General features: G+C 53.1%; 20 protein-coding genes and 1 riboswitch. Of the genes, 5 read left to right on the top strand and 15 right to left on the bottom strand.

The features are described 5' to 3' along the window. The first annotated feature begins 182 nt into the window (after positions 1-182). Positions 183-968 carry a substrate-binding periplasmic protein gene (locus ACG2XO_RS10330; RefSeq protein ID WP_410497901.1) on the top strand — a complete coding sequence of 262 codons (786 nt, stop codon included), beginning with the start codon at positions 183-185 and terminating at the stop codon, positions 966-968. A 483-nt stretch (positions 969-1,451) separates the two neighbouring features. Here ACG2XO_RS10330 and gcvP read toward each other — a convergent pair whose 3' ends face one another. The 5 genes from gcvP to ACG2XO_RS10305 all read right to left on the bottom strand — a co-directional run bounded on the left by gcvP (position 1,452) and on the right by ACG2XO_RS10305 (position 8,031). Continuing rightward, positions 1,452-4,316, bottom strand: a complete 2,865-nt coding sequence (gene gcvP, locus ACG2XO_RS10325; RefSeq protein WP_410497900.1) for an aminomethyl-transferring glycine dehydrogenase — start codon at positions 4,314-4,316, stop codon at positions 1,452-1,454. 302 nt (positions 4,317-4,618) lie between these two features. After that, positions 4,619-5,005, bottom strand: coding sequence for a glycine cleavage system protein GcvH (gene gcvH / locus ACG2XO_RS10320; RefSeq protein WP_410497899.1), 387 nt, complete (start codon positions 5,003-5,005; stop codon positions 4,619-4,621). Between the two features lie 184 nt (positions 5,006-5,189). Continuing rightward, a complete protein-coding gene (gcvT, locus tag ACG2XO_RS10315) occupies positions 5,190-6,311 on the bottom strand; it encodes a glycine cleavage system aminomethyltransferase GcvT (protein WP_410497898.1) in 1,122 nt (373 codons plus the stop codon). A gap of 150 nt (positions 6,312-6,461) precedes the next feature. After that, a riboswitch (glycine riboswitch) is annotated at positions 6,462-6,560 on the bottom strand. Between the two features lie 102 nt (positions 6,561-6,662). Continuing rightward, positions 6,663-7,466, bottom strand: a complete 804-nt coding sequence (locus tag ACG2XO_RS10310; protein ID WP_410497897.1) for a substrate-binding periplasmic protein — start codon at positions 7,464-7,466, stop codon at positions 6,663-6,665. A gap of 106 nt (positions 7,467-7,572) precedes the next feature. Further along, positions 7,573-8,031, bottom strand: coding sequence for a GNAT family N-acetyltransferase (locus tag ACG2XO_RS10305; RefSeq protein WP_410497896.1), 459 nt, complete (start codon positions 8,029-8,031; stop codon positions 7,573-7,575). A 110-nt stretch (positions 8,032-8,141) separates the two neighbouring features. Between ACG2XO_RS10305 and ACG2XO_RS10300 the strand changes: the two genes are divergently transcribed. Together ACG2XO_RS10300 and ACG2XO_RS10295 are read left to right on the top strand one after the other, a co-directional pair. After that, a complete protein-coding gene (locus ACG2XO_RS10300; RefSeq protein ID WP_410497895.1) occupies positions 8,142-8,918 on the top strand; it encodes a hypothetical protein in 777 nt (258 codons plus the stop codon). Between the two features lie 157 nt (positions 8,919-9,075). Beyond that, the gene (locus tag ACG2XO_RS10295; protein ID WP_410497894.1) at positions 9,076-9,432 is read left to right on the top strand and encodes a hypothetical protein; all 357 of its coding nucleotides are present in this window, start codon (positions 9,076-9,078) and stop codon (positions 9,430-9,432) included. A 152-nt stretch (positions 9,433-9,584) separates the two neighbouring features. Here ACG2XO_RS10295 and ACG2XO_RS10290 read toward each other — a convergent pair whose 3' ends face one another. The 8 genes from ACG2XO_RS10290 to ACG2XO_RS10255 all read right to left on the bottom strand — a co-directional run bounded on the left by ACG2XO_RS10290 (position 9,585) and on the right by ACG2XO_RS10255 (position 17,643). After that, positions 9,585-10,028 (bottom strand): hypothetical protein, encoded by a 444-nt coding sequence (locus ACG2XO_RS10290; RefSeq protein ID WP_410497893.1) that lies wholly within the window; start codon positions 10,026-10,028, stop codon positions 9,585-9,587. Next, complete coding sequence (locus ACG2XO_RS10285; protein ID WP_410497892.1) at positions 10,029-11,303, bottom strand: DUF445 domain-containing protein; 1,275 nt, start codon at positions 11,301-11,303, stop codon at positions 10,029-10,031. Positions 11,304-11,776: 473 nt separating this feature from the next. After that, on the bottom strand, positions 11,777-13,171 hold the full coding sequence (dbpA, locus tag ACG2XO_RS10280; protein ID WP_410497891.1) for an ATP-dependent RNA helicase DbpA: 1,395 nt from the start codon (positions 13,169-13,171) through the stop codon (positions 11,777-11,779). Between the two features lie 165 nt (positions 13,172-13,336). Further along, entirely contained in the window at positions 13,337-13,666 is a 330-nt protein-coding gene (locus ACG2XO_RS10275) for an AzlD domain-containing protein (RefSeq protein WP_410497890.1), read from the bottom strand. Positions 13,667-13,716: 50 nt separating this feature from the next. Then, positions 13,717-14,478, bottom strand: coding sequence for an AzlC family ABC transporter permease (locus tag ACG2XO_RS10270; RefSeq protein WP_410497889.1), 762 nt, complete (start codon positions 14,476-14,478; stop codon positions 13,717-13,719). Between the two features lie 78 nt (positions 14,479-14,556). Beyond that, a complete protein-coding gene (locus ACG2XO_RS10265; protein ID WP_410497888.1) occupies positions 14,557-14,838 on the bottom strand; it encodes a zf-TFIIB domain-containing protein in 282 nt (93 codons plus the stop codon). A gap of 94 nt (positions 14,839-14,932) precedes the next feature. Next, positions 14,933-16,702, bottom strand: a complete 1,770-nt coding sequence (locus ACG2XO_RS10260; protein WP_410497887.1) for a tetratricopeptide repeat protein — start codon at positions 16,700-16,702, stop codon at positions 14,933-14,935. Between the two features lie 185 nt (positions 16,703-16,887). Beyond that, positions 16,888-17,643 (bottom strand): glycine zipper 2TM domain-containing protein, encoded by a 756-nt coding sequence (locus tag ACG2XO_RS10255; protein ID WP_410497886.1) that lies wholly within the window; start codon positions 17,641-17,643, stop codon positions 16,888-16,890. 375 nt (positions 17,644-18,018) lie between these two features. Here ACG2XO_RS10255 and ACG2XO_RS10250 point away from each other — a divergent pair, with 375 nt between their 5' ends. Continuing rightward, a complete protein-coding gene (locus ACG2XO_RS10250) occupies positions 18,019-18,456 on the top strand; it encodes a T6SS immunity protein Tdi1 domain-containing protein (protein ID WP_410497885.1) in 438 nt (145 codons plus the stop codon). A 152-nt stretch (positions 18,457-18,608) separates the two neighbouring features. On the opposite strand, the gene ACG2XO_RS10245 is transcribed toward ACG2XO_RS10250, so the two are convergent. Both ACG2XO_RS10245 and ppa read right to left on the bottom strand, forming a co-directional pair. Continuing rightward, positions 18,609-19,811 carry an ammonium transporter gene (locus ACG2XO_RS10245; protein ID WP_410497884.1) on the bottom strand — a complete coding sequence of 401 codons (1,203 nt, stop codon included), beginning with the start codon at positions 19,809-19,811 and terminating at the stop codon, positions 18,609-18,611. A gap of 367 nt (positions 19,812-20,178) precedes the next feature. Continuing rightward, positions 20,179-20,709 (bottom strand): inorganic diphosphatase, encoded by a 531-nt coding sequence (gene ppa / locus ACG2XO_RS10240; protein WP_028449269.1) that lies wholly within the window; start codon positions 20,707-20,709, stop codon positions 20,179-20,181. A gap of 179 nt (positions 20,710-20,888) precedes the next feature. On the opposite strand from ppa, the gene ACG2XO_RS10235 reads away from it, so the two are divergent. Further along, positions 20,889-23,570, top strand: a complete 2,682-nt coding sequence (locus ACG2XO_RS10235; RefSeq protein WP_410497882.1) for a GNAT family N-acetyltransferase — start codon at positions 20,889-20,891, stop codon at positions 23,568-23,570. Positions 23,571-23,611 lie beyond the last annotated feature (41 nt).

Raw genomic sequence — 23,611 nt, 5'->3', positions numbered from 1 at the left:
ACCACCCGGAAATCGGGTGGTTTTTTTGTGCGCTGATTTTGTTGCACTGCAGCTATTGGGTCTAATTGGTGCTAATTTACGTGTATCTGTAAGCAAAGGTCGCTACACTCGAATGGAATCAATTTGCTACACGATGGTCATAATAAAATGAGCGTGACCAGCGCCGCCTGAGGAGAAACAGAATGGTCAAAGCTGCTTTTATCGGCACAGCCTTGTTGCTCAGCAATTTCGCAGCGGCGCAGTGTAGCAAACCATTTAAACTGGCTCTGGAGCAATGGCCGCCTTACGTTTACACCGATGCCACCCAGCAAGCAGCGGGACTGGATATTGAATTAATCAAGATGGTGTTTGCCGAAGCCGGCTGTCACCTGGTTTTTGTTCCCGAATTACCCAAAAAACGTCGTCTGGCCGAGTTTATGGCTGGACACATCGACGTCATGCTCGCCGCCTCCGATGTGCCAGAGCGCCACGCATACAGCTGGTTTTCACAACCCTACCGCAATGAATCGGTCAGTCTGTTTAGCCAGAGCACGCAAAGTGCCAAATACCGCGACGTGACACAGTTTTCACAAATTCTGCAACGCAAAATCACGCTACTGAGCCCCAGCTCGGGCTGGTATGGCGAAGATTATAAAAAGCATTATGACGCACTGATGCAAGCCCAGTTAATTTCGACTTTTGAATCATTCGGCCAGGGCATGAAAATGCTCAGCGCCAAACGCGCCGAGCTGATCATGGGCGACACTGCTGCAGTAGTTTTTGAAGCAAAAAAACAGAATATTGCACTCATCGCCTTATCCAACGTCATTCTAAGCGAGCCGGTGCATCTGATGCTGAGTAAGAAAAGCGTCACTGAGGACGATTTAAATCAGATCAATGCGGCGCTCGAACGACTGGAGCTGCGCGGTACGCTCAAGACTATCCGCACACAATATGGCCTACCGGCCAAAGTTTCGACGCAAAAATAGCCACAATTTCGCCGACAACAAAAAAGCCCCTGTCGGGGCTTTTACACAATGTGATTTGTAGGCCTCAGAATGAGGCTAAATGCTCAACAGTAAGGCCTGAACCGCACTTAAAACAACCAAGGACGTGGACGAGGCACTGGCCGTTGTTCTTCCGACTCGGCGACTGTAAGTAAGCGCAATTGACATTCATAGCGGTGCAGATCCAATTGTGGCTCTACGCAGGCAAGGATTGGATGCTCAATCTCTTCACTTTCGCCAACAGACATATCAAAGATGTGTAGCATGATGTGGCCCTCCCCAAGTATTTAAAACAATTCGCAATTTGCGATGGAGACCCTTAATTCTTTTCCTTACAACTTGAATATCGGCGCGTCTGACAAAAATTTCAATCCTTATCTTGGATTTACGGCAAATAAATTCCAAATGGTACAAAAAAGGAGCCCGAAGGCTCCCTTTTTGAGGCGTTCAAAACACAGCTATCGTTTAACTGTAGTTATCCATACTCGGGCACGAACAAATCAGGTTACGGTCGCCGTACACATCATCAATGCGGTTCACCGATGGCCAGAACTTGTTATCGAGTACATAAGGCAACGGGAAGAACGCCGTATCGCGGCTGTACGCACGATTCCACTCACCGGCAATATCGCCCTTGCTGTGCGGCGCGTTTTTCAGCGGGTTGTCTTCCAGCGTCCATTCTCCCGCTTCCACTTTGGCGATTTCATTGCGAATCGAAATCATCGCAGCAATAAAGCGATCGAGTTCAGGCTTGGCTTCAGATTCGGTTGGCTCGATCATCAGCGTACCGGCCACCGGGAAGCTCATCGTTGGCGCGTGGAAACCGTAGTCCATGAGGCGCTTGGCGATATCGACTTCGGTAATGCCGCTGGCCGCTTTCAATGGGCGAATATCGATAATACATTCGTGCGCCACACGGCCATTCGCACCGCTGTACAGCACCGGGTAGTGCGCGCCGAGTTTCTTGGCGACATAATTCGCGTTCAGCAAAGCGATTTCAGTCGCGTTTTTCATCCCTGCAGCGCCCATCATCGTGATATACATCCACGAAATTGGCAGAATCGACGCCGAGCCAAATTGCGCCGCAGAGACTGCGCCTTGACCCACTGCGACACTCGCGTCGCCCACGGTGATCGGCGCTACGGCGTGGTTAGACATAAACGGTGCCAAATGCGCTGCCAAGCCGATTGGGCCCATGCCGGGGCCGCCGCCGCCGTGTGGAATGCAGAAGGTTTTGTGCAGATTCATGTGGCTGACGTCGGCACCGATGTCGGCTGGACGCGTCAGGCCAACCTGAGCGTTCAAGTTCGCGCCGTCCATATAAACCTGACCGCCGAACTGATGCACCATCGCACAGATTTCCTTCACCGCAGCTTCAAACACACCGTGCGTTGACGGATAAGTCAGCATCAGCGCGGCGAGATTATCTTTGTGTTGCTCGGCTTTGGCTTTGAGGTCGGCGACGTCAACGTTGCCGCTCTCATCGCATTCAACGACGACAACTTTCATATTCATCATCTGCGCCGTCGCCGGATTGGTGCCGTGTGCTGATTTTGGAATCAGACAGATATCGCGGTGCGCGTCACCACGGCTTTCGTGATAACGGCTGATCGCCAGCAAACCAGCGTACTCACCCTGCGCGCCTGAATTGGGCTGCATGCAAATCGCGGCAAAACCAGTGATGGCTTTGAGTTGATCGGCCAAAGTGTCAACTAAGATTTGGTAGCCTTGCGTTTGCTCGGCAGGAGCAAACGGGTGGATGTTGCCAAACTCGGGCCAGGTCACCGGAATCATTTCGCTGGTGGCGTTGAGCTTCATCGTGCAGCTGCCCAATGAAATCATCGAGTGATTTAATGCCAAATCACGATTTTCCAGACGTTTCAGGTAACGCAGCATTTCGTGTTCGGTGTGATAGCTATTGAACACTGGGTGCGTCAGGTAGGCCGATGTACGAACCAATTCAGCCGGAATCGCATCACTAGCCGCAGCATCAATCGCCGCCAGATCTACGTCTTTACCTACAAACAATTTGAGCAAGGTCGCCAGATCGTCTTGCGATGCGGCTTCATGGAAAGCCACACCCAAGACGGTATCGCTTACTTGGCGCAAGTTATAACCCGCGTCTTGCGCGGCTTGGTAAACAGCAGCGGCGTTGGAAAGCTCAACTTGTACCGTATCAAAGAAAGCGTTGTGAACAATTTTTCCGCCATTTCGCACAACACCCGCAGCAAACAGCGCCGCCAAACGATGCACGCGCTGCGCGATGCGTTTGACGCCAGCCGGGCCGTGATACACCGCGTACATGCCGGCCATATTGGCGAGCAGCACTTGCGACGTACAAATATTCGAGTTGGCTTTTTCGCGGCGGATATGTTGCTCGCGCGTTTGCAACGCCATGCGCAACGCCGTTTTGCCTTTGGCGTCGATCGACACGCCGATAATCCGACCCGGTGCCGAGCGTTTCATTTCGTCTTTGAACGCAAAATAAGCCGCGTGCGGGCCGCCGTAGCCCATAGGCACGCCAAAGCGCTGGGTGTTGCCGACAGCGACATCAGCGCCGAGTTCAGCGGGCGATTTCAACACCGCCAACGACAACAGATCAGCCGCGACAATCGTAACGCCGCCTTTGGCTTTCAGTGCAGCGATGGGCACAGACAAATCACTGACAACGCCATCGGCGCCCGGATACTGGAACAGCGCGCCAAAATAATCGCCTTCACCGGCCTGATCGGCAGCACCAACCACGACTTCAAAGCCGAAGTATTTGGCGCGAGTGCGCACCACGTCTAGCGTCTGGGGCAATACCTGGGCATCAACAAAGAAAACGTCGGTTTTGGCTTTCGACACGCGACGCGCCATCGCCATCGCCTCGGCTGCGGCGGTCGCTTCGTCGAGCAAGGACGCGTTAGCCAATTCAAGGCCGGTAAAGTCGATCACCATTTGCTGGTAGTTCAGCAAGGCTTCGAGACGGCCTTGCGCGATTTCGGCCTGATACGGCGTATACGCGGTGTACCAGCCCGGATTTTCGAGCACATTGCGCAAAATCACGCCCGGCGTCAGATTCGGGTAGTAGCCCAGACCGATAAACGATTTTTTGATGATGTTTTTGCTGGCGATAGATTTCAACTTCGCCAACGCTTCGTGCTCTGGCAAAGCATCGGGCAGGTTCAGCGCTTGGTTGAAACGGATATCAGCCGGAATCGTCTGGCCAACCAGATCGTCAAGCGAAGTTGCGCCAATATCAGCCAGCATTGCAGCTTGGTCGGCTGCGTGTGGGCCGATGTGGCGCGCGATGAATTCGTCGCGGTTAAATAGAGAAGTCAGTGACATTACAAAACCTTTAAAAAACTACACCACAGAGACGCAGAAACTCAGTGAAAACAAAGGCACAGAAATATGCAATGCCGTTCAGTTAAGGGTTTTGACTTTAGCCTCCCCCTTTATCAAAGGGGGATTGAGGGGGGTTTGGCATTACTTCAGCCAAAATGATGGCTCAAGTAGTGCAGAAATCCCCCCTAGCCCCCCTTCACGAAGGGGGGAACCAAGCTCAATTAGCTTAAGAGTAAGCGGCATCAGGCTCAGGAACGGAGGGTTTTCCTCTGTGCATCTGTGCCTCTGTGGTTCAAATATTTTTAGACGCCGATTTCTTTGCTGTATTCGGCGGCGCTCAGGCAGGCGTCCAGATCCGACGCATTGGCTGGCTTCACGCGGAAGAACCACGCCGCGCCGTACGGATCGCTATTGGCCAATTCTGGCGATGCTTCGAGTTCGACATTCACTTCAACGACTTCACCAGCAATCGGCGCGTAAACGTCAGACGCGGCTTTGACCGATTCAACCACACCCGCTGTTGCTTCAGCATCAAGCACGTCGCCAACCGCAGGCAACTCAACGAAAACCACGTCGCCGAGCAATTCCTGCGCGTGATCGGTAATACCGATGGTCACCGTGCCATCGGCTTCCAGACGCAACCATTCGTGGCTGTTTACATATTTCAGTTCTGCTGGAACATTGCTCATGACTTTATCCTCTAGGGGTATTTAATTGAAAATCTTTATTTAACTTGTTTGCAGGGCAATACCCATACAAATCAATATGTGTAGGGTGTGAAAATCCCGCAGGGATTTGCGCACAAAAATGCAATTCAAATTACAAGCCAATCGGCTCATCGACCCGGTGCGCAAACTTGCGCACCCTACGGTGTTATTCAAATACTTTTTTGCCGTTGCGAACAAACGGCATTTTGACGATGCGAACGTCGGTCAGCGTGCCGCGCAAATCAACTTGCGCCGTTGCGCCGGTTCCAGCCGGAACGCGCGCGATCGCAACCGAATGTTTGAGTGTAGGCGAGAAAGTGCCGCTGGTAATGATGCCTTCGCCGATGCCGTCAACGACGACTTTCTGGCCTTCGCGCAAGACGCCGCGACCTTCGAGCACCAGACCAACCTGTTTGCACTTCACGCCAGCGGCCTTTTCGGCTTCCAGCGCGGCGCGGCCGATGAAGTTGCGATCAGCAGGCTCCCACGCAATCGTCCAGCCCATGCCGGCCTGCAATGGCGAAATGGTCTCGTCCATATCGTGGCCGTACAAATTCATCCCCGCTTCCAAGCGAAGCGTATCGCGTGCGCCCAAGCCAATCGGTGCAACGCCAGCGCCGATCAAGGCTTTCCAGAATAATGGTGCTTCTTCGGCGGGCAGCATGATTTCCAGACCATCTTCCCCTGTATAACCGGTGCGGGCGACAAACCAGCCCTCTTCAACTGAACCGAACGGGAAGCCCTGAAATACTTTCAAGCCCTTGATCGTGCTTTCCCATTCTTCGTGCAGCACTTTGCAGGCTTTTTCAATCGCATTCGGGCCTTGCACGGCGATCATCGCCAGCTCGCGGCGCACCGTCAGCTCGACGGCACGACCTTCGGCTTGTTTGAGCATCCATGCGATGTCTTTGTCGGCCGTACCGGCATTCACCACCATGCGGTAGCCGTAATGCGTCAGGTAAACGATCAGATCGTCGATCACCGTGCCTTCCGGCGTCAGCATGCCCGAGTACAGCGCCTTGCCTTCGAAGCCGAGTTTTTCAACGTCGTTGGCGATCAGCGTGCGCAACCAGTCTTTGGCATCCGCGCCGGTAATGTCGATGACACACATATGCGAGACGTCAAACATGCCCGCATCAGCACGGACGATTTCGTGTTCTTTGAGTTGTGAGCCGTAATGGATCGGCATTGCCCAGCCGGCAAAATCAACGATTTTTGCGCCAGCGGCGACATGCGAGTCATAAAGTGGAGTAGTTTTTGGTGCAGCAGCTTCGGTGGTTGCGGTCATAAGACTTTCCTAGGGTATACCCTCATAGGCCGCTACTTTATTGATGTAGCGGGCAACACCCCTCTGTCCGTGTACCTGAGATTTTCCGACTGTCTGTCAGTCGTTAGCCCCTTCGGTGTCCCCAGCCGGGGCGCTCTCCAGAGTGTTTACGTCGATTATGCAGTCCTTTGACCTGAGCGATTCGCGGGTGCCATTGCGCCTTCGGTGGTAGTGGCCTTTGCGGACACTACGCTCTCCTGCATAACGGGCTGAATTATCGGGGGAAGTGTCGGCCTTGGCAAGCGAACAGACGATAAATTCGCCGATAAGATTCTGATGAAACGTTCACTTTTCCAAAGGCAAGCGACACTTTTACAGCGCAGGTGCCGGTTTGAGTCCGTAATGATTCAACTCCTGAATCCAGGCTGAATCCGTTCTGAGCTGGGTCACGGCATTTTTGATAAATTCCGACAGCTCAGGATAACCTTTCGCGATCAGAATATGCCTATTGAAGTGCGCCCTCAATGGCGTTGGTGCGAGATAGAATTTATTCAAATCCAGCCGCCCATCCCGCTCAGCCGCCATTAGCGCCGAGCGCTCGGCCAGAGCAAAATCGACATGGCGATCAGCAGTCAATTTTTTGATGGCCGATTCAGTGCTATTCGCGTCGTCGCGGATGATTTTTCCTGCCTCAATCATGCTATTCAAATCGGCATACTTGTGTCCCAGTACCGACGAAAACCGCTTACCAATCAATGAATTCAGATTTTCGTACTCCAGCGGGTTGTTCTTGGCCGACAGGATATAAGTGGGCTCATCCAATAGCGGCGCCGTCCAGTCATACTGTTTCAGTTCAGCATCATTAAACGGGCGCGGATTAGCCCAGGCCACCACGCTCAGTTGATTGGTCTGCAACATAAAATCAATGCGTTTGCGCGGAATATATTCAGCGACAAAAACAAATCGCCCATGAGCCATCTCGGTCAGACGCTTGCACAGCAGCACCGTCAACCCGGGAAAACGGCTGATATTATTTTGGGTACGATACGTTTCATGCGGATAAATCCAGGGGGCATAGTCGTAGTAGGTCGCAATCGTTACCTGAACGGCGGCCTGTACTGGACAAACGCCCCAGAACGCAATGGCACAGACAATAGAAAAACAGCGTTTCAACATGGGTGTTTTAAAGCGAGAAGAACCGGATATATGCAAGCCTAATACACATCAACAGCAAACAACACTGCAATTTTTCTATCGCCCGGTGGGGTATCCGCCTACACCATCAATTCGGCGTAGCTGCGCCCAGCTGTTTGCACATAATCGCCTGATCTTCTTCGACAAAGCCGATTTTCTGATAAAACTGGTACGCCGGTACGGCACGGCCGGTATTTAGAAATGTCCAGCGATAGCCTTGCGCGTGCAGGCGCTGCTCATATTCGGCAAATAAGCGCTTGCCCAAGCCCTGCCCCTGCCATTGCGTATCGACACAGAATTCCTTCAGAAAAAAATGCCAGCCGTCGATCCAGCGCTCGCCCCAGCCAAACACCAAACCCACCGGCACCTCATCGGCCAGCATGCCCAGACCGTAAAAACGCGGAAACTGGCTAAACGTAGCAAAGCGCTCACGCACCGCGTCAATTTGCCAGCCGTCATGCCACGGCGCAGCGTTAAACACGCGCAAGTACAGCTCACAAAATGGGGCCAGATGATCGAGGGTGAATTCTACAAAGCGCAGCTGCATCGGTCTTTTTACCATTAGGGTCTGATTGCTAAAGCGCGAGCTTAGCAGCAAAATGCTTACAGAATAAAACAGCTTTAGAATACATAACCATCAGCATTTACGAGAACTGTATGAAGCTTAAAACGCTTAACCCGCTGGTTTTACCCGGCCTGATTATTGCGGCCATCGCGCTGGGTATGCTGATCCACGGGCCGATAGTGCAGTTGCCCAATTACCACCACTTTGCCGACCGCCAGGCGTGGCTGGGCATCAGTAACGCAGCCGACGTATTATCGAATCTGGGTTTTGCATTGGCCGGACTCTGGGGGATGAGCCGCCTCGCGCGCAACGCCAGTCTGGTCGAGACTGCGCGTACGGCTTATGGCCTGTTTTGTATTTCGCTATTTTTAACTGCATTTGGCTCGGGCTGGTATCACCTCGCACCCGACAATGCACGGTTGATATTCGATCGCATCCCGATCGCGATGGCCTGCGCCGCCCTGCTCGCCGCGGTCTGCTACGAATGCTACGGCAGCGCCGACAGTATAAAAACTCAGCGCCGGGTTTGCGCCGCTCTGACCGTACTCTCCTTGGGCAGCGTGGGGTGGTGGCAATGGACAGAAGCACTCAATCCGGGATACGGCGATTTGCGCCCTTACCTCTTCTTACAAGTGCTGCCGCTGTTGCTGATTCCGATCATCCAGTGGCAGGCTCGTGCCGCCCGCGCCAAACGTCTTGCACTGGCCGCAGCGATTGGCCTTTACATCGTCGCCAAAGTCGCCGAGCTGCAAGACCATCAATTATTTCAACAGCTAGTCTTGATCAGCGGGCATACGCTGAAACACTTGCTCGCCAGTGCTGCGGCGGGAGTGCTGGTGTGGCAGATGGGGATACCTGCGCGACGCTAGCCCTCGAGGGGTATTTTGCTACAGATCAATCAAATTACAACCATCAAGGCAATACATCGCCAGGTATACCCGTAGGTGCACTGAGTGTAGCGAATTGCACGGTATGGGGGGATTCATGATTGTATAATCAGAGAAACATTTTGCCCTGCACAAAATCATGACTACCTTACGCCGAAATATGCTCAAAACGCTGGTCGTCACGTCCAATCCTGCCGATTATCCGTGGGATGAATGGCTGGATGTCGCTAGCAGCTATGATGAGGCGGTTGACTTCATCAATGCGCAACCTTACGGGCTGATTTTCTGTGACGCCGCGCTGACGACCGATAATTCCAGCGCAGCCCGGCTATGCCGTTATATCCGCAAGCAGGGCTTGCAGACGCGCTTTTACGAGATGAGATCCGACTACAAAACGGCCGATGCCCGGATCATTATGCATTTTGGCGGTGACGGCGTGGTGAACCGCGGTTTAGACACCGTTTATGCCATGGCTTGCGGGATCACAACGTTTTAAGCAATGGCCATATAAATGAGGCTAGTTCGGGTGTGTTGAGGGAAGAGAATGGCGCCGAAACACCATAAAACAAAACCGCTGGGCACATCCAGCGGTTTATTTATTGCGGTCAACATGGGCTGTACAGGCTTAATCCAAGCTACAGTGCTGAATTACTCATTTCGAGGGCAAAAATATTCTCTAAATTTCCACTTTGAAACATAAGTATACATGCAGTCTTTTTCAAAAAACCACTGCTGCTCCTCAATTTTATTCAGGACAGAATTGAAGTCTTTGATGATCAGATAATTATCACCTTTCTTGATAATCTCATACGGAGCAAACTCAATATTCAGATTTTTATCATCAGCAAAATACGAGCTCGACTCTCCCTCCCTTATGACCAATATCAACCTACCAAAAAAATTATTTTCAAAGAATTTCCTGGTTCTAGCCGGAATATCCTTTGTCTTACGCATATCATCCAATGTTTTTTCTTCATTGGATTGCCATTTGCCAAGCATCTGTGTCTCAAGCTCCTTCGAACAAGCAGGCTGTAATACCAAGGCAAACAACAGCGCGATTAGACAATTTTTCATTTGATCCCACTCTGCCATTTAAGCAATCAATTGATGCAAACCGTACAACCCCACCCCAATCAGCCCGCCGACCAAAGTCCCATTGAGCCGCACAAACTGCAGATCAACGCCGACGTTGACCTCTAGCCGTTCGACCATCACGTCGTCGTCCCAGGCCTTGAGTTGATCGGCGATAAACTGGCCAATCTGGTGGCGGTAGCGTTTAACGAGCTGACCCGCAGCGATGCGGGCGTGGCGGTTGAGCCAGTCGGACAGGCTGGGGTCTTGCGCAAGCCGCTGCGCCAGATGCGTCAAACCGGAAGCGAGTTTGAGCCGCAAAGTCGAATCGGGCGTTTTCAGATCATCTGACAGCCAGCGCGTGACATTGCCCCACAGCCGATCAAGCGTATCGTGCAAAGCCGGGTCGGATAGCATTTTCTGCTGCGCGGCGGCAATCCGCGCCTGAAAATCGGCGTCGGTTTTCAGGCGTGTTTGAAATTCGGTCAGCGTTTGATCAAAGTGCGCGCGCAAGGCATGCGTGCCATTGTCGCGCATGTCCTGAATCTCACGCCCGGCGGCGTGGACGAGTTTGCGCGCCAGATAGCGGCCACCCGCTTCGTCAAGCGCGATCCATTTCAGGTAATCGAGTTCGGTCGCGATCAGCTGCGCCAGATGCTGTTGCAGCTCCGGTTTTTGCAATTGCGTATCCAGATGCGAGAGCACGGCATCGAGCAGCTTCTGATGCTGGCCGCTTTGCCGAATCAAACCCAGAATATCTGCGGCGGGTGCGGCCAGATCGATTTGGCCAAGCTGGGTACGCAATAGCTCGCGCAGCCGTGCCTGCATCACCGGCTCGACCAGACTTTGCAGAATGTAATGAAACAACAAAGCCAGCTGCTCGGCACTTTGCCGAGCGTTGGCAGGGGTTTGCAGCCAGCGCGAGAGCTGAAAAGCCGGATTGAATTCGCCGACCTTGGCCATGATGCGCTCGGTCGACAGAAAGTGCGCTTCGATAAATTCGCCCAGACTATCGGCGATGCGGTGTTTGTTTTTCGGAATAATCGCCGTGTGCGGAATCGGTAAATTAAGCGGCTGGCGAAACAGCGCAGTGACGGCAAACCAGTCGGCCAGACCACCAACCAGCGCAGCTTCGGCAAAGGCTTCGACAAAACCCAGCCAAGCCCACACCGGATATTGTGTGCGCAGCCAGATGACCCACACCAGCAACAGCGCCATCGCGACCAGCAGCCCGGTGGCGCGGCGCTTCATTGCGCGCAGGCGTGCGGATTTGGTGGATACTTGCGTTACAGCCATAGCGCTGTCCTTGCGTTTCCGGTTTTACTCAGTTTACGCATAGCGTAGCGTCTTGTCCGCCCTCAAATCTGAAGTACAAAGAGTAGGTAATGTTCTCAATGTGTGTTGAATATTGAGAATGTGGTCAGCCATATCAACATCCACGTAGAAAAGCCACAAAACGATGTACTGCCGCAGTCATTTCCCCCTTTGAAAAAGGGGGACTAAGGGGGATTTGGCAATGATTAAGTTGCCAAATACAATTTGAATAATGCAGAAATCCCCCCCTAGCCCCCTTCGGCGAAGGGGGGGAAAGAGGCAGCTCTACGAATTCCGCATCAACACGAATTGGGAACATCTCCAAATAGCGAAGGGTATATTAATAAGGAGCAATTTAAGATTAGCCCCCATCAATATACCCTTGGCAGTATTACGAAAATTAAGGGCGCGCTGATTTATCCGGAATTCGTCATACCGGACGAATCAGCGTTGACTTAAATCATCCGCACTTTAACCGGTTTGCCTTTGAGCTTGCCCTTGTCATTGCCCAGACGCTTGATGACTTGCGTCGCGTGGCGGCGGTCAACTGCGACGTAGGTTTGGAACTCGAATAAATCAATTTTGCCAATTGATTCAAATTGCAAACCGCCGTCGCCGGTCAGTGCGCCGACGATGTCGCCGGGGCGCACTTTCTGTTTGCGTCCCGCGTCGAAACACAGCGTCGCCATTTTGGCCGGCAGCGCGAAATCGCCTTCAACGGTGAGGTCTTCTTCGCGCCCCTTTGGCAACTCACTGTCGAGGTATTCCTCGATCTGCCGCTGACGCTTGGTTTGGCTTGGCGAAACCAGACTGACCGCATGGCCTTTTTTACCGGCGCGGCCAGTGCGGCCGATGCGGTGCACATACACTTCAGGGTCGTACGGCAGCTCGTAATTGACGACTAGCGACAAATCTTTAATGTCGAGTCCGCGCGCAGCCATATCGGTCGCGACCAGAATCGGGCAGCTGCCATTGGCAAAACGCACCAGCATCAAATCACGGTCGCGTTGCTCGAGCTCGCCGTGCAGTGCAATCGCGTCAAAACCGTCCTCCACCAGCGAATCAGCCAGCGCCATGCAATCGGCACGCGTATTACAGAAAACAACGCTCGACACTGGCTGATGGTGCGCGAACAGCCGCTTCATCAAATCAGGTTTGTCGGCGTTGTCTTTGACGGCATACACGGCCTGCTCGATATACGCCTGATCGTGCAGCGCTTCGACGGTGACTTCAACCGGGCTGCGCTGAATGCTGGCGGATAATTTACGGATGCCTTCGGGATAAGTCGCCGAGAACAGCAGCGTCTGACGCCATTTGGGCAGAAAGCCGATCACGTCCTGCACTTCGCCGCCAAAACCCATGTCGAGCATACGGTCCGCTTCGTCGAGCACCAGCGTGCTGACCTGTTTCATCGTCAGCGTTTCCTTGTGCAAATGATCCTGAATCCGCCCCGGCGTACCAACAACAACGTGCGCGCCGTGCTGCAGCGACGCCGCTTGCGGGCCGAGCGGCGTTCCACCGCACAGCGTCAGGATTTTCAAATTCGGTAAATGCCGCCCGAGACGTCGCAGGTCTTTGCTGACCTGATCAGCCAATTCGCGAGTCGGGCACAGAATCAGCGCTTGTGGGCGAAACAGTGTCAGATTGAGTTTATGCAGCACGCCAATGCCGAACGCCGCCGTTTTACCACTGCCGGTTTTGGCTTTGGCGATCAGATCACGGCCTTCGAGCACCAGCGGCAAGCTCGCCACCTGAATCGGCGTCATAAACTCATAGCCCAGCGACGCCAGATTATCGTGCCAGTCGGGCGAGAGTTGTTCGAGCGTGGTGAATGACGTTTTTTGTGACATGGGATCGAGACTGCCTTTTGTAATGACTGTAATACAAACGGCCTTGGTCAAGAGACTAAGGCCGTTGAATAATTTACGAATTTTGCTATTTTACCTGATTCAAGCGTGCGCTTGTCAGGTTTATTGTAGGGGCGGAAAAGAGCGCTCCTACGGTGGTTTTTCAGATTAAATTCCTGCGATCCAGCGCATGGCGTAATACGCCGCCATCCCCGCACCGATGGCCAGCAATAGCCGCTTGCTGCGCCACATCACGACGCCGGTGGCGAGCATTCCCCACAATGATGGATTGAGCAGGCTGATCTGAATCTGGCCGTGCAGTACGAATACTTCAGGAACAATAATCGCGCTCAACACGGCAACCGGCACATAAGCCATCGCCTGACGCAAAGCCGGCGGCAGCCGCTCGCCGATGCCGGGCAGAAAAAACACCACGCGAACACCATAAGTGACCGCAGCCATGCCCAAGAGCATGAAGATTAAAGAGAGTATATCCATCAAGGTCAATCCATGATTAAGCTACAGAGCAATACATACCGTCAGTATATTCATGCAGATTTATCGTAACGTGACATCCACATTCCAGCACTGACGCCGACGATCACCGCTAAAATCAAGCCAAGTTTATACGGTAAGCCGTGCGCGATCAGCGCGGTGGCCGCTGCGAGCAGTGCCGCCATCGCTTGCGAACGCGATACCAGCATAGGGACGACGATGCCGGTAAACGTCGCGACCATCGCAAACTCCAACCCCCAGTGCTGAATTTGCGGCACGGCCTGGCCGAGCAAAATGCCGATCGCGGTAAAAACAATCCACGTACCACAATTACAGATGCCCGAACCGAGCATATAGGCACCGATTGATCCGGAGTCATTGGGCGTCACTTTCTGATTAATTCCGGCCTGGACTGCGGCAAAGGTTTCGTCGGTCAGAAAGTAGGCCAAGCCGGCGCGTTGCCAGAATGGCAGGCCGGACAGAGGGCTCTGCAAGCTGGCGCTATAGAGGACATGACGCAGATTCACCACCAAAGTCGTCAGCACAATCACCGGCCAGCTTGCGCTTGCGGCGAGCAGAGTGAGCGCCAGAAATTGCGCAGCACCAGCATACACCAGCACCGACATCGCCAGCGCAGCCCACGGCGGCAAGCCCGACGGCGCGGCCAGTGTGCCGAAAATCAGGCCAAACGGCGCGACGCCTAATTGCATCGGCAAGGTCGCGAGAAAACCGGCAGTGAATGCGGAACGGGAAAAAGAGGAAGATGGCATCGTCATCGGACGATAGTAGCTTGCAGCTTGCTGATTGACTAGCAAGCAAAATCCCTAATGCTGTAATGCGCTGCGGCTCATGGCAGGGGCGAAAAAACGCTGAGCCGCAGCCAATTTGAAAACTTAATCAAACAACTCGTGCCAGATCGATTTTGGCTTTTTGTGGCCATAATCGCGGCGCTGATCATAATACTGCGGTGCTGGTTGTACAGCTTGCGAAGGCTGATGATACTGCGGCTGGGCTTGCTGCACGGGTGATGGCGCCACTTCCGTCGAGCGCTCGATGATTTTATCGAGCTCTCCCCTATCCAGCCAAACCCCGCGGCATTTCGGGCAGTAGTCGATTTCGATTCCCTGGCGCTCGCTAATCACCAGACGTTCAGTCTTGCATACCGGACAATCCATATCCTTCTCCTTCTTTAAGCAGATCCAATCAGATCCAAACCAAGCAAATCATTTAGTCGCTGATTCAGCCATAAAATTCCCCGCGCAGAAAAAATCACTTCGGCGGCGGCGAAAAATGCTGTTCAAACGCTTTGGCATACGCTGCTGGCAGCAAATGGATTTGATCGAGGTGCATCTGCCCGTTGGCGCGCCCCTGACCGAGATTGGTCAAAGTAAATACATCGAGCAGCCCCATTGCCGCTTGCGCCGCCTGCTCACGTAAGATGGTGTTAAACGTCTGCAGCAAACCCAGATATTGCTGCTGCCGCTCCTCTGAATACTTTGTCAGTTGTGCATTGCTGGCCGGTACGGCACACAGACTGATGTTCAGCCCGTACTGCTGGCGCTGGGCTTCGAGGTAGGCCATAAAATGACTGATCGTGCTGTTGATCAGCTCATCCACGTCGAGATCCGGCTTTGATTTCAGGACTTTCAAAATTCCTTCATCGAGACGGCAATCAATCTCTCCGACGCAAACCAGCACATCGCTACCGGGAGCTAGCTCGCTTAGCATTCGCTCGAACTGCATTTTGTAGCGGTTAGTTTCGCGATTACCCAGATGCCATTGCTTGCAACCTTCGATCCAGAGCGACTGAGCCTGCCGCACTTCACCCTGATAATGAATGACCAGCCCGTGCAAGCCCAGCGTATGGCTATCCCCGATCACATAAAGCTTGTCCACAGCAGTCGGGGCTTGCCGAAATTGCGGATTTTTCTGCCACCAGGACAGTAGCAAGCCCAGATAACTCCAGTAACTGCGCAATGGCCGCTCGTACTGCGCAATATCGCTGGCCAGCGTCAACATCTGGCGAGCGCCAGCATCATCGCCTTGCAAATAAGCGAGCAAAGCCAGCCTGACCGCCGACTCAAGCCCGGCAATCGATTTGGGCTCAAGTTGCATCGCGCGCAGGGAGTGCACAATCGCTTGCTCGAACAGCCCCAGATCTTTTTCGGCCTGACTCAGATAATTGAGCGTTTCAGCCCGATCCGGTACCAGCGCATCAGCATGCTGCAGAAACGACAGCCCTTCGACAGCAAATCCTTTGCGCAAAGCCAGATAACCCAGATTGACATACGCAGGCGCAAAGTTGGCATCCACTTTGATCGCATTTTCAAACAGCAGCAGCGCTTCCTCTTCCCTGTCCATATCGACCAGCACAATCCCGCAATTGCTCATTGCATCGACGTAATCGGGGCGTATGGCCAGCGCTTTCTGATAACAGCGCAAAGCATCCGGATTCCGGCGCAGTGTTTGCAAAGCATGCCCCAGATTGTAATGCGCCTCGGCAAACTGGGGGTTGAGCGCAATAGCGCGCTCGAAATACGCCAAGCCCCGGCTTGGCTGCCCCAGCTCGGTATAAGTGTTGCCCAGATTATTGAGCGCCTGAACATGATCGGCTTTGATCATCACGGCTTTTTCATAGCTGGCGACCGCCTTGTCGAGCTGTCCTGCCCTGCGGTAAGTGATGCCGAGGTTGTTATGAAAATTGGCTTCTCTGGGCGCGATATAAATCGCCTGATTGAGCAGCCTGATCGCCAGCTCGTACTCGCCCTGATCGCGCGCAATCAGCCCCAGAATATGCAGGCCATCAGGATCGCCGGGATTGATTTGCAAGGCCTGCTGCATCAGATTGCTGGCTTCGTCGATTTCACCCACCTGATAACAATGGATTCCTTCCTCGACCAAGGCAGGTAAAAGCTGCTGATTCCGATCACGTTCAGCTTGCGCCACCGCACCGGCGGCCTCATCGCTGATCAAACAGCATTGCTTGTATTTTTTGCCGCTGCCACAGGGACAGGGATCATTACGGCGAGGTTTGGACATGAAGGCAGCCTATCAAATAACAGACCTTAGTCTCTATACTTACAGCCACCATTGTCAATCCTTTCGTAAAAATCGTAGTCAATAAAAAACCGGGTCTATCACTCGACCCGGTTTTTGGCAGTTAATTTGATCGACTGAAGTCGATCACAGAACCTTACTGAAGGATAAACAGCAGCAGGTCAAGCTTAACGCTTGATCAACTGCTGATTTTCCACCCGAACTTTATCACCGGCTTTAAAGCCGTGATTCGGGTCTTCATAAGTAATTGCCTGCGTCGTGCCATCGTCGAGCTTGACGGTCACTTCATAGTATTTTTTCCCGGTCATATTGCCTTCGATCTTGTTACCGGCATAAGCACCGCCCAAGCCACCAAGAATCATCGCCGCAGTGCGGCCACTGCCCTTGCCGACCAGGCTACCCAAGCCTGCACCAACGGCGGCACCACCAACGGTACCCATCCAGCTGCCTTCACCGGGTTGATCGACTTCCTTCACCTCGGTTACAACGCCGCAAGCCACACAGGCCGGTTTAGCCGATTTTGCCGGCGCATTCATTGCGGTTTTCAATGACGCTTTTTTCCGGCTGGTCGCCTCGGTTTTACACGCTGATTGCGACGCTTTATCGAGTTCTTTACACACCGACTGCATCAACTGGTAATCGGCCTCAATCTGCTTTTTCTGCGCAGTCAGATCACCCTGATAAACCGGAGCAGGTGCTTTGGGGTCATGTTTGCTCCACAGCGCTTGATAAGCACCTTTACGCTGATTTTGAGCTTCGGTTTTGCACGCAGGCTGTTCGGCCTTGTCAAATTCCATACAAACAGCCAGATCCGTTTTATAACTGGCCTCGATACTGTCACGGCTGGCTTTCAGATTCTCGGCGGCCAATACCGAACCACACATCAACAAGCCCGCAAGGGCCAAACTGAAATAACGCATCATGTTCTCCTTGAATCAAACGGCGGATTAAACCTGAATCCAGCATAGCCTTCAAATGCTGAATCAATACTGAATAAGCGACCAACGTCGATTTTGCGGAAATAGTGCGATGCAATGCATCGGCGAGCTTAGCGTGACCCGACGTACCAGATAAGACTCCAACTCATCCGGCCTTGCCGTGGATAGCGGATAACACTTGATCTGACGATTTCGAGCCTGAGTCCGTGCAAAATTCGAGTGGCTGCTTTAGACTCTTTATTCTAACTGAACGCTTTCGGCCAATAGCGGTCTTACGGTAACATCGCGGCAGAGCAGACATAACAAACTGCACAAATCTTATCTCTAACGATTGCATGATGGATTTGTTGAACTTTTCAAATGAACCTAATTGACGAAATTAAGCAGGCATGGGGATGGATTGGAATTACTCCCATCGAAATCATAGGCGAAAACGATTTCGGCAATCTGATTATCAAAGATGCAGATGGTAGATATTGGCGCCTATGCCCTGAGGATTGTTATTGCGAAGTAATTGCAGCGAATCGTGCAGCTCTTGACATACTCTGTAGAGACCAAGAATTCCTCCGTGATTGGTACATGACCGAACTTGTGTTGTTCGCTAAAGAAAAACATGGCGAATTGACCGATGGAATAAAATTCTGCCTCTCAATTCCCGGTATTTTGGGAGGTGAGTACGGAGGGAGCAATCTTGGCACCGCTCCACTAGTTGAATTGGTTCGTTTTTCTGGCGATATTGCTCGTCAAATCAAAGATATGCCTGAAGGCACACAAGTTCGCTTGAAAATAGTTGATTAACCTCCCTAAACACGCTAACAACCTGCTTTTCTGGGGGGGCGAGAGACCGCTATGGGTCGGAAGCCGCCCCATTCCAAACAGCACAAATCGCTTCGCGCATAAAAAAAGCCGGATGCTTCATTCATCCGGCTTTTTTGCTTCAATGATTAAACTTACCAGTTCGTCTCGCGTTCGGGACTGGCTGAAATCTGATGGATACTCAAATCCGCACCATTAAACTCGTCTTCGTCAGACAGGCGAATGCCGACCGTTTTCTTCAGCACCCCGTAAACGATATAGCCTCCAACAAAGGCGATCACGATGCCCATCAGGGTGCCGACGATTTGCGCAAGGATACTCACCCCACCCATACCGCCCAAGGCCTTGCTACCAAATAGCCCTGCGGCAATACCTCCCCATGCGCCGCAGATGCCATGTAACGGCCAGACGCCAAGTACGTCGTCGATTTTCCATTTATTCTGCGTAATCGTGAACAGATAAACAAACATGCCGCCCGCAATGCCACCAACGATCAGCGCACCGAGCGGGTGCATGATGTCCGAGCCAGCACACACCGCAACCAAACCCGCGAGCGGGCCGTTATGGATAAAGCCGGGGTCGTTTTTGCCGGTGAAGGTGGCAACCAGTGTGCCGCCGACCATCGCCATCAGCGAATTCATCGCGACCAGACCCGAAATGCCTTCGATTTTTTGCGCACTCATGACGTTAAAGCCAAACCAGCCGACGATCAGAATCCACGCGCCGAGCGCTAGAAACGGGATGCTTGAAGGTGGATGCGCAGCGATGCGACCTTCCTTGCTATAGCGACCACGGCGCGCACCAAGATGGAGCACGGCAGCCAGACCGATCCAGCCGCCGACGGCGTGAACAACAACCGAGCCTGCGAAATCATGGAAAGTCGCGCCAAAGCTCGCTTTCATCCAGTCCTGCACGCCAAAATTGTTATTCCAGATCATGCCTTCAAAGAAGGGATAAACCAGCCCGACCAGAATAAAGGTCGCCGCCGATTGCGGATGGAACTTGGCGCGCTCGGCAATCCCGCCCGACACAATCGCCGGTATCGCCGCAGCAAAAGTCACCAGAAAGAAGAACTTCACCATGCCGTAGCCGCTGGCGATGTTCAGCTCGCTCACCGGCGCGAGCAGATTGACGCCGTAGGCGACGCTATAGCCAATAAAGAAATAAGCGATGGTTGAAACGGCAAAGTCGGTCAGGATTTTGACCAGCGCGTTGACCTGATTTTTCTTGCGCACGGTGCCCAGCTCGAGAAAAGCAAAGCCGGCGTGCATCGCCAGAATCATGATGGCGCCTAATAAAATAAACAGTACGTCGGTACTGGTGCGAAACGCATCCATAGCTGTTCCATATTGGTGACAAACAATGGGCGTTTTGTGAGCAAAGAGCGTGCCAGCGCCTCAAAGCAGTGCAAAAACTTAAAAATCAAAGGCTTGGCGCTCACCTTACGACAAGTCATGTCTTAAGATGGTGCAAAACATCAAAACACCACAGCAACCTGCACCATCAGAGTGCACAACACCATTCGGGCTCATACCGCTTCGTACTCCAAACCAAACCCAGGGGTATAAGCATGCAGATCAATCATTAATTAAACAGCACGGCAATACCAAGGTGGGTATCCCAGCATATTCACGCGCTTGAATTAATCCAGGCGTAAAAAAACCCGCCGCAGCGGGTTTTTCATCAGATCAGAGCAACGCCAGCTTAGGCTTTTTGTGCGCGCTCGTAGCTGGTCATGATCTCGGCTTCAGCTGCGGCTTTGTCGCCCCAGCCAGTGACCTTGACCCATTTGCCTTTTTCGAGGTCTTTGTAGTGCTCGAAGTAATGTTTCACTTGAGCGAGCAGCAACTCAGGGATGTCTTCCAGCTTTTCGATGTGGGCAAACATTGCGCACACTTTCGGTACTGGTACTGCGATCACTTTCGCGTCCATTCCTGATTCATCTTCCATGCCCAGCACACCAACGGCGCGGCATTTGATCACCATGCCGGGAGCCAATGGGAACGGGGTGTAAACCAGCACGTCAACAGGATCGCCGTCGAGCGACAGTGTGTGCGGCACGAAACCGTAGTTCATCGGGTAAGACATTGAAGTACCCACGAAACGGTCAACGATGATCGCGCCGGATTCTTTGTCGAATTCGTATTTGACTGGCGGTGCATTGGCTGGGATTTCGATGATGACGTTGAAATCTTCCGGCAGGTTTTTACCGGCGGCAATTTTGCTGATGTCCATGAGCTTCAAATCCTGAGGGTTGAGTTTGACAAACAGCGCGATTATATACGGGCAAAGCGTCAAACTGATAGCGTAGAATGGGAATCCGTACGGACTTTCACCTATTTTGCACCGCAATATATGTTGAAGTTGCAGTGCAACATATACAATGAAACGTGCCGATGTATCGAGAAAGCCCAATGAAAGCCCATTACCTCACGCCCTTGTTCGACCCCCGCGCCATTGCCGTGATTGGCGGCTCAGAAACCCCTGGCTCGGTCGGCGAAAAAGTCATGCGCAACCTGCTCGAACTGGCTTATAGCGGCAAGGTTTTTCCGGTCAATCTGCGCCATGACACGGTATTCGGGCTGCCTACGGTCAAAAAAATCTCGCAGGTCGATACCAAAATTGATCTGGCGATTCTGACTTCGCCGAGCAATACACTGGTCGGGCTGATCGATGATTGTGGCAAGGCGGCAATCCGTTTTGTCATGATTATGTCGTGGGATTTTGTCGGTACCGACACCAAAGGCAAAGTGCTGCTCGATCAGATCATTGCCCGCGCACGCCAGTATGGTATGCGGATTCTGGGGCCCACGGCGTTCGGCTTTGTCCGTGCGCCGAGCAAATTGCTGGCGTGCAATTATCAGGGCAAAGTCAAAAATGGCAGCATGGCGCTGGTGTCTCAGTCGTCGGCAGTGACTTCGGCAATTCTGGATTGGGCCGAATCGCACGAGCTGGGGTTTTCATCGGTCGTGTCCTTGGGTGCAGCAGCCGATATTGATGTTGGCGATGTACTCGATTATCTGGTGGCCGATCCGAAAACCAAATCCATCCTGCTGTATATCGAAGACCTGAAAGACGCCCGGCTGTTTATGTCGGCGCTGCGCGCTGCTTCGCGCTCCAAAGCCGTGCTGGCACTGAAAGTCGGTCGCTACGACAACATCCCCCGCTTCGGTCGCACACATTCGGAGCGTCTGATCGGCAGCGACGATGTGTTTGACGTCGCGCTCAAACGCGCCGGGGTGTTGCGGCTGCATTCGATCAACCAGCTGTTTACCGCAGCCCGCGTGCTCGATGGCTCGTATAAAACGAAAGGCCGTCGCCTCGCCATTATCACCAATGGGATTGGTGCCGGTATGATGGCGGTTGACCGCGCACATGAACTGCATGTGCAACTACCGCGTTTGAGCGACGACACCATCGCCCAGCTTGACGCACTGCTGCCGCCGCAAGCCCAGCACCACAATCCGGTCGATATTCTCGGCGACGCCGGTGCCGAGCGCTTTAAGGCCGCAACCGAAATCGTTCTGCGCGACCCGAATATCGACGGTGTACTGATTGTCTTTACGCCACAAACCGGCACCGACGATATGGCCACGGCACAGGCGATGATCGAGCTGCGCAAAACCAGCGATAAACCGCTGCTGCTCTCGTGGATTGGTGGTAAGAAAGTGCAAGACAGCCGCAAGCTGCTGAGCAAAGCGCAATGCGCGCATTTTCCCGCGCCGGAAAACGCCGTCGAAGTGTTTTATTCGCTCGCTTCATGGCAATACAATCAGCAATTACTGCTGCAAACACCATCGCCGATTGGCGAAATGGAAGCGCCCGACTTTGAAACGGCTCGTTTGATTATTGATAATGTACTGGCCGCCGGGCGCGACGTGCTCGATGAAGTCGAATCCAAAGCGCTATTGCGCGCGTTTCATATTCCGGTCACGCAGACCGTTCGCGCCAAAAATGCCGACGATGCCGTGACCGCTGCAATGGGACTGGGCTTGCCCGTTGCACTTAAAATCGACGCCGATGTCATTTTGCATAAAACCGATATCGACGGCGTTGTTCTTAATCTGGCGAGCCTGGTTCAGGTTGCATCCGAATCCAATAAAATGCTCGCGCGCGCGCGCGGCCTGCTCGGTGCCGAGCATGTCCGCGGTCTGGTGATCCAGCCCATGCACGGCAAAAAAAGTGGTCGCGAGCTGATGGTCGGCGTCTCGCGCGACCGCGCTTTTGGCCCGGTCATTACCTTTGGCTTTGGTGGCGTTACTGTCGAGGTATTTAACGACGTGGCAGTCTCGCTGCCGCCTCTGAACGAATACCTGGCCGATAACCTGATCCGCCGCACCCGGGTCAAACAAATGCTTGGTGCATTTCGCAACCAGCCTCCGGTCGACCTGGATGCAGTCAAAATGGTGTTGATGCGCGTTTCCGAAATGGTTTGCGAGTTGCCGCATATCCAGCAAATGGACATTAACCCGCTGGTGGCCGACGAAAACGGTGTCATTGCGGTCGATGCGCGCGTCATCATTGCGCCTGTTCCGTCCAAAATCCGTCGTTACAGCCATATGGCGATCCACCCCTACCCGGCGCATCTGGCCAGCGTAACACAGCTGAAAAACGGCATGCCGATGGCGCTGCGCCCGGTACGCCCTGAAGACGCCGAATTGGTCGCGACCTTTATCAGTAATTTGTCGGAAGAGAGTCGATACAACCGCTTTATGAGTACGCTCAAAACGCTGCCGCAAGCCCTGTTGGCGCGCTTTACCCAGCTCGATTACACCCGCGAAATGGCCATTGCTGCGACGGTCGATAGCGGCGCAGGCGAGCTGATCATCGGTGTTGCCCGTTTTACCGCCAACCCGGACCGTGACAGCTGCGAATTTGCCGTCGTAATTGATGATCGCTGGCAAGGCAAAGGCCTGGGAGGACGGCTGATGGACGCGCTGTTTAACGCCGCGCGCGACATGAACTTAAAAGTCATCGAAGGTGAAGTGCTATCGAGCAATAAAACCATGCTGGCCTTTATGAAACATCTGGGTTTCAGCATCGGGCCGCACCCAGAAGACGACGGACTTAAATGGGTCGTCAAACAGCTCGATTAAAGCTTTGCCGCACAGAAAAAATAATCATTTAATATTCAATA

This window comes from Chitinibacter sp. S2-10, assembly GCF_046530675.1.
Taxonomy (GTDB): domain Bacteria; phylum Pseudomonadota; class Gammaproteobacteria; order Burkholderiales; family Chitinibacteraceae; genus Chitinibacter.
This window is presented reverse-complemented; position numbering and strand designations above follow the sequence as displayed.

Excerpts from the sequence above, each read along its gene's own strand:
- ACG2XO_RS10250 (WP_410497885.1), top strand. The coding sequence starts at position 18,019 with ATGAACCTAATTGACGAAATTAAGCAGGCATGGGGATGGATTGGAATT.
- ACG2XO_RS10295 (WP_410497894.1), top strand. The coding sequence starts at position 9,076 with ATGACTACCTTACGCCGAAATATGCTCAAAACGCTGGTCGTCACGTCC.
- gcvT (WP_410497898.1), bottom strand. The coding sequence starts at position 6,311 with ATGACCGCAACCACCGAAGCTGCTGCACCAAAAACTACTCCACTTTAT.
- ACG2XO_RS10330 (WP_410497901.1), top strand. The coding sequence starts at position 183 with ATGGTCAAAGCTGCTTTTATCGGCACAGCCTTGTTGCTCAGCAATTTC.
- ppa (WP_028449269.1), bottom strand. The coding sequence starts at position 20,709 with ATGGACATCAGCAAAATTGCCGCCGGTAAAAACCTGCCGGAAGATTTC.
- dbpA (WP_410497891.1), bottom strand. The coding sequence starts at position 13,171 with ATGTCACAAAAAACGTCATTCACCACGCTCGAACAACTCTCGCCCGAC.
- ACG2XO_RS10310 (WP_410497897.1), bottom strand. The coding sequence starts at position 7,466 with ATGTTGAAACGCTGTTTTTCTATTGTCTGTGCCATTGCGTTCTGGGGC.
- ACG2XO_RS10255 (WP_410497886.1), bottom strand. The coding sequence starts at position 17,643 with ATGATGCGTTATTTCAGTTTGGCCCTTGCGGGCTTGTTGATGTGTGGT.
- gcvP (WP_410497900.1), bottom strand. The coding sequence starts at position 4,316 with ATGTCACTGACTTCTCTATTTAACCGCGACGAATTCATCGCGCGCCAC.
- ACG2XO_RS10260 (WP_410497887.1), bottom strand. The coding sequence starts at position 16,702 with ATGTCCAAACCTCGCCGTAATGATCCCTGTCCCTGTGGCAGCGGCAAA.
- ACG2XO_RS10245 (WP_410497884.1), bottom strand. The coding sequence starts at position 19,811 with ATGGATGCGTTTCGCACCAGTACCGACGTACTGTTTATTTTATTAGGC.
- ACG2XO_RS10275 (WP_410497890.1), bottom strand. The coding sequence starts at position 13,666 with ATGGATATACTCTCTTTAATCTTCATGCTCTTGGGCATGGCTGCGGTC.
- ACG2XO_RS10305 (WP_410497896.1), bottom strand. The coding sequence starts at position 8,031 with ATGCAGCTGCGCTTTGTAGAATTCACCCTCGATCATCTGGCCCCATTT.
- gcvH (WP_410497899.1), bottom strand. The coding sequence starts at position 5,005 with ATGAGCAATGTTCCAGCAGAACTGAAATATGTAAACAGCCACGAATGG.
- ACG2XO_RS10265 (WP_410497888.1), bottom strand. The coding sequence starts at position 14,838 with ATGGATTGTCCGGTATGCAAGACTGAACGTCTGGTGATTAGCGAGCGC.
- ACG2XO_RS10300 (WP_410497895.1), top strand. The coding sequence starts at position 8,142 with ATGAAGCTTAAAACGCTTAACCCGCTGGTTTTACCCGGCCTGATTATT.
- ACG2XO_RS10290 (WP_410497893.1), bottom strand. The coding sequence starts at position 10,028 with ATGGCAGAGTGGGATCAAATGAAAAATTGTCTAATCGCGCTGTTGTTT.
- ACG2XO_RS10285 (WP_410497892.1), bottom strand. The coding sequence starts at position 11,303 with ATGGCTGTAACGCAAGTATCCACCAAATCCGCACGCCTGCGCGCAATG.
- ACG2XO_RS10235 (WP_410497882.1), top strand. The coding sequence starts at position 20,889 with ATGAAAGCCCATTACCTCACGCCCTTGTTCGACCCCCGCGCCATTGCC.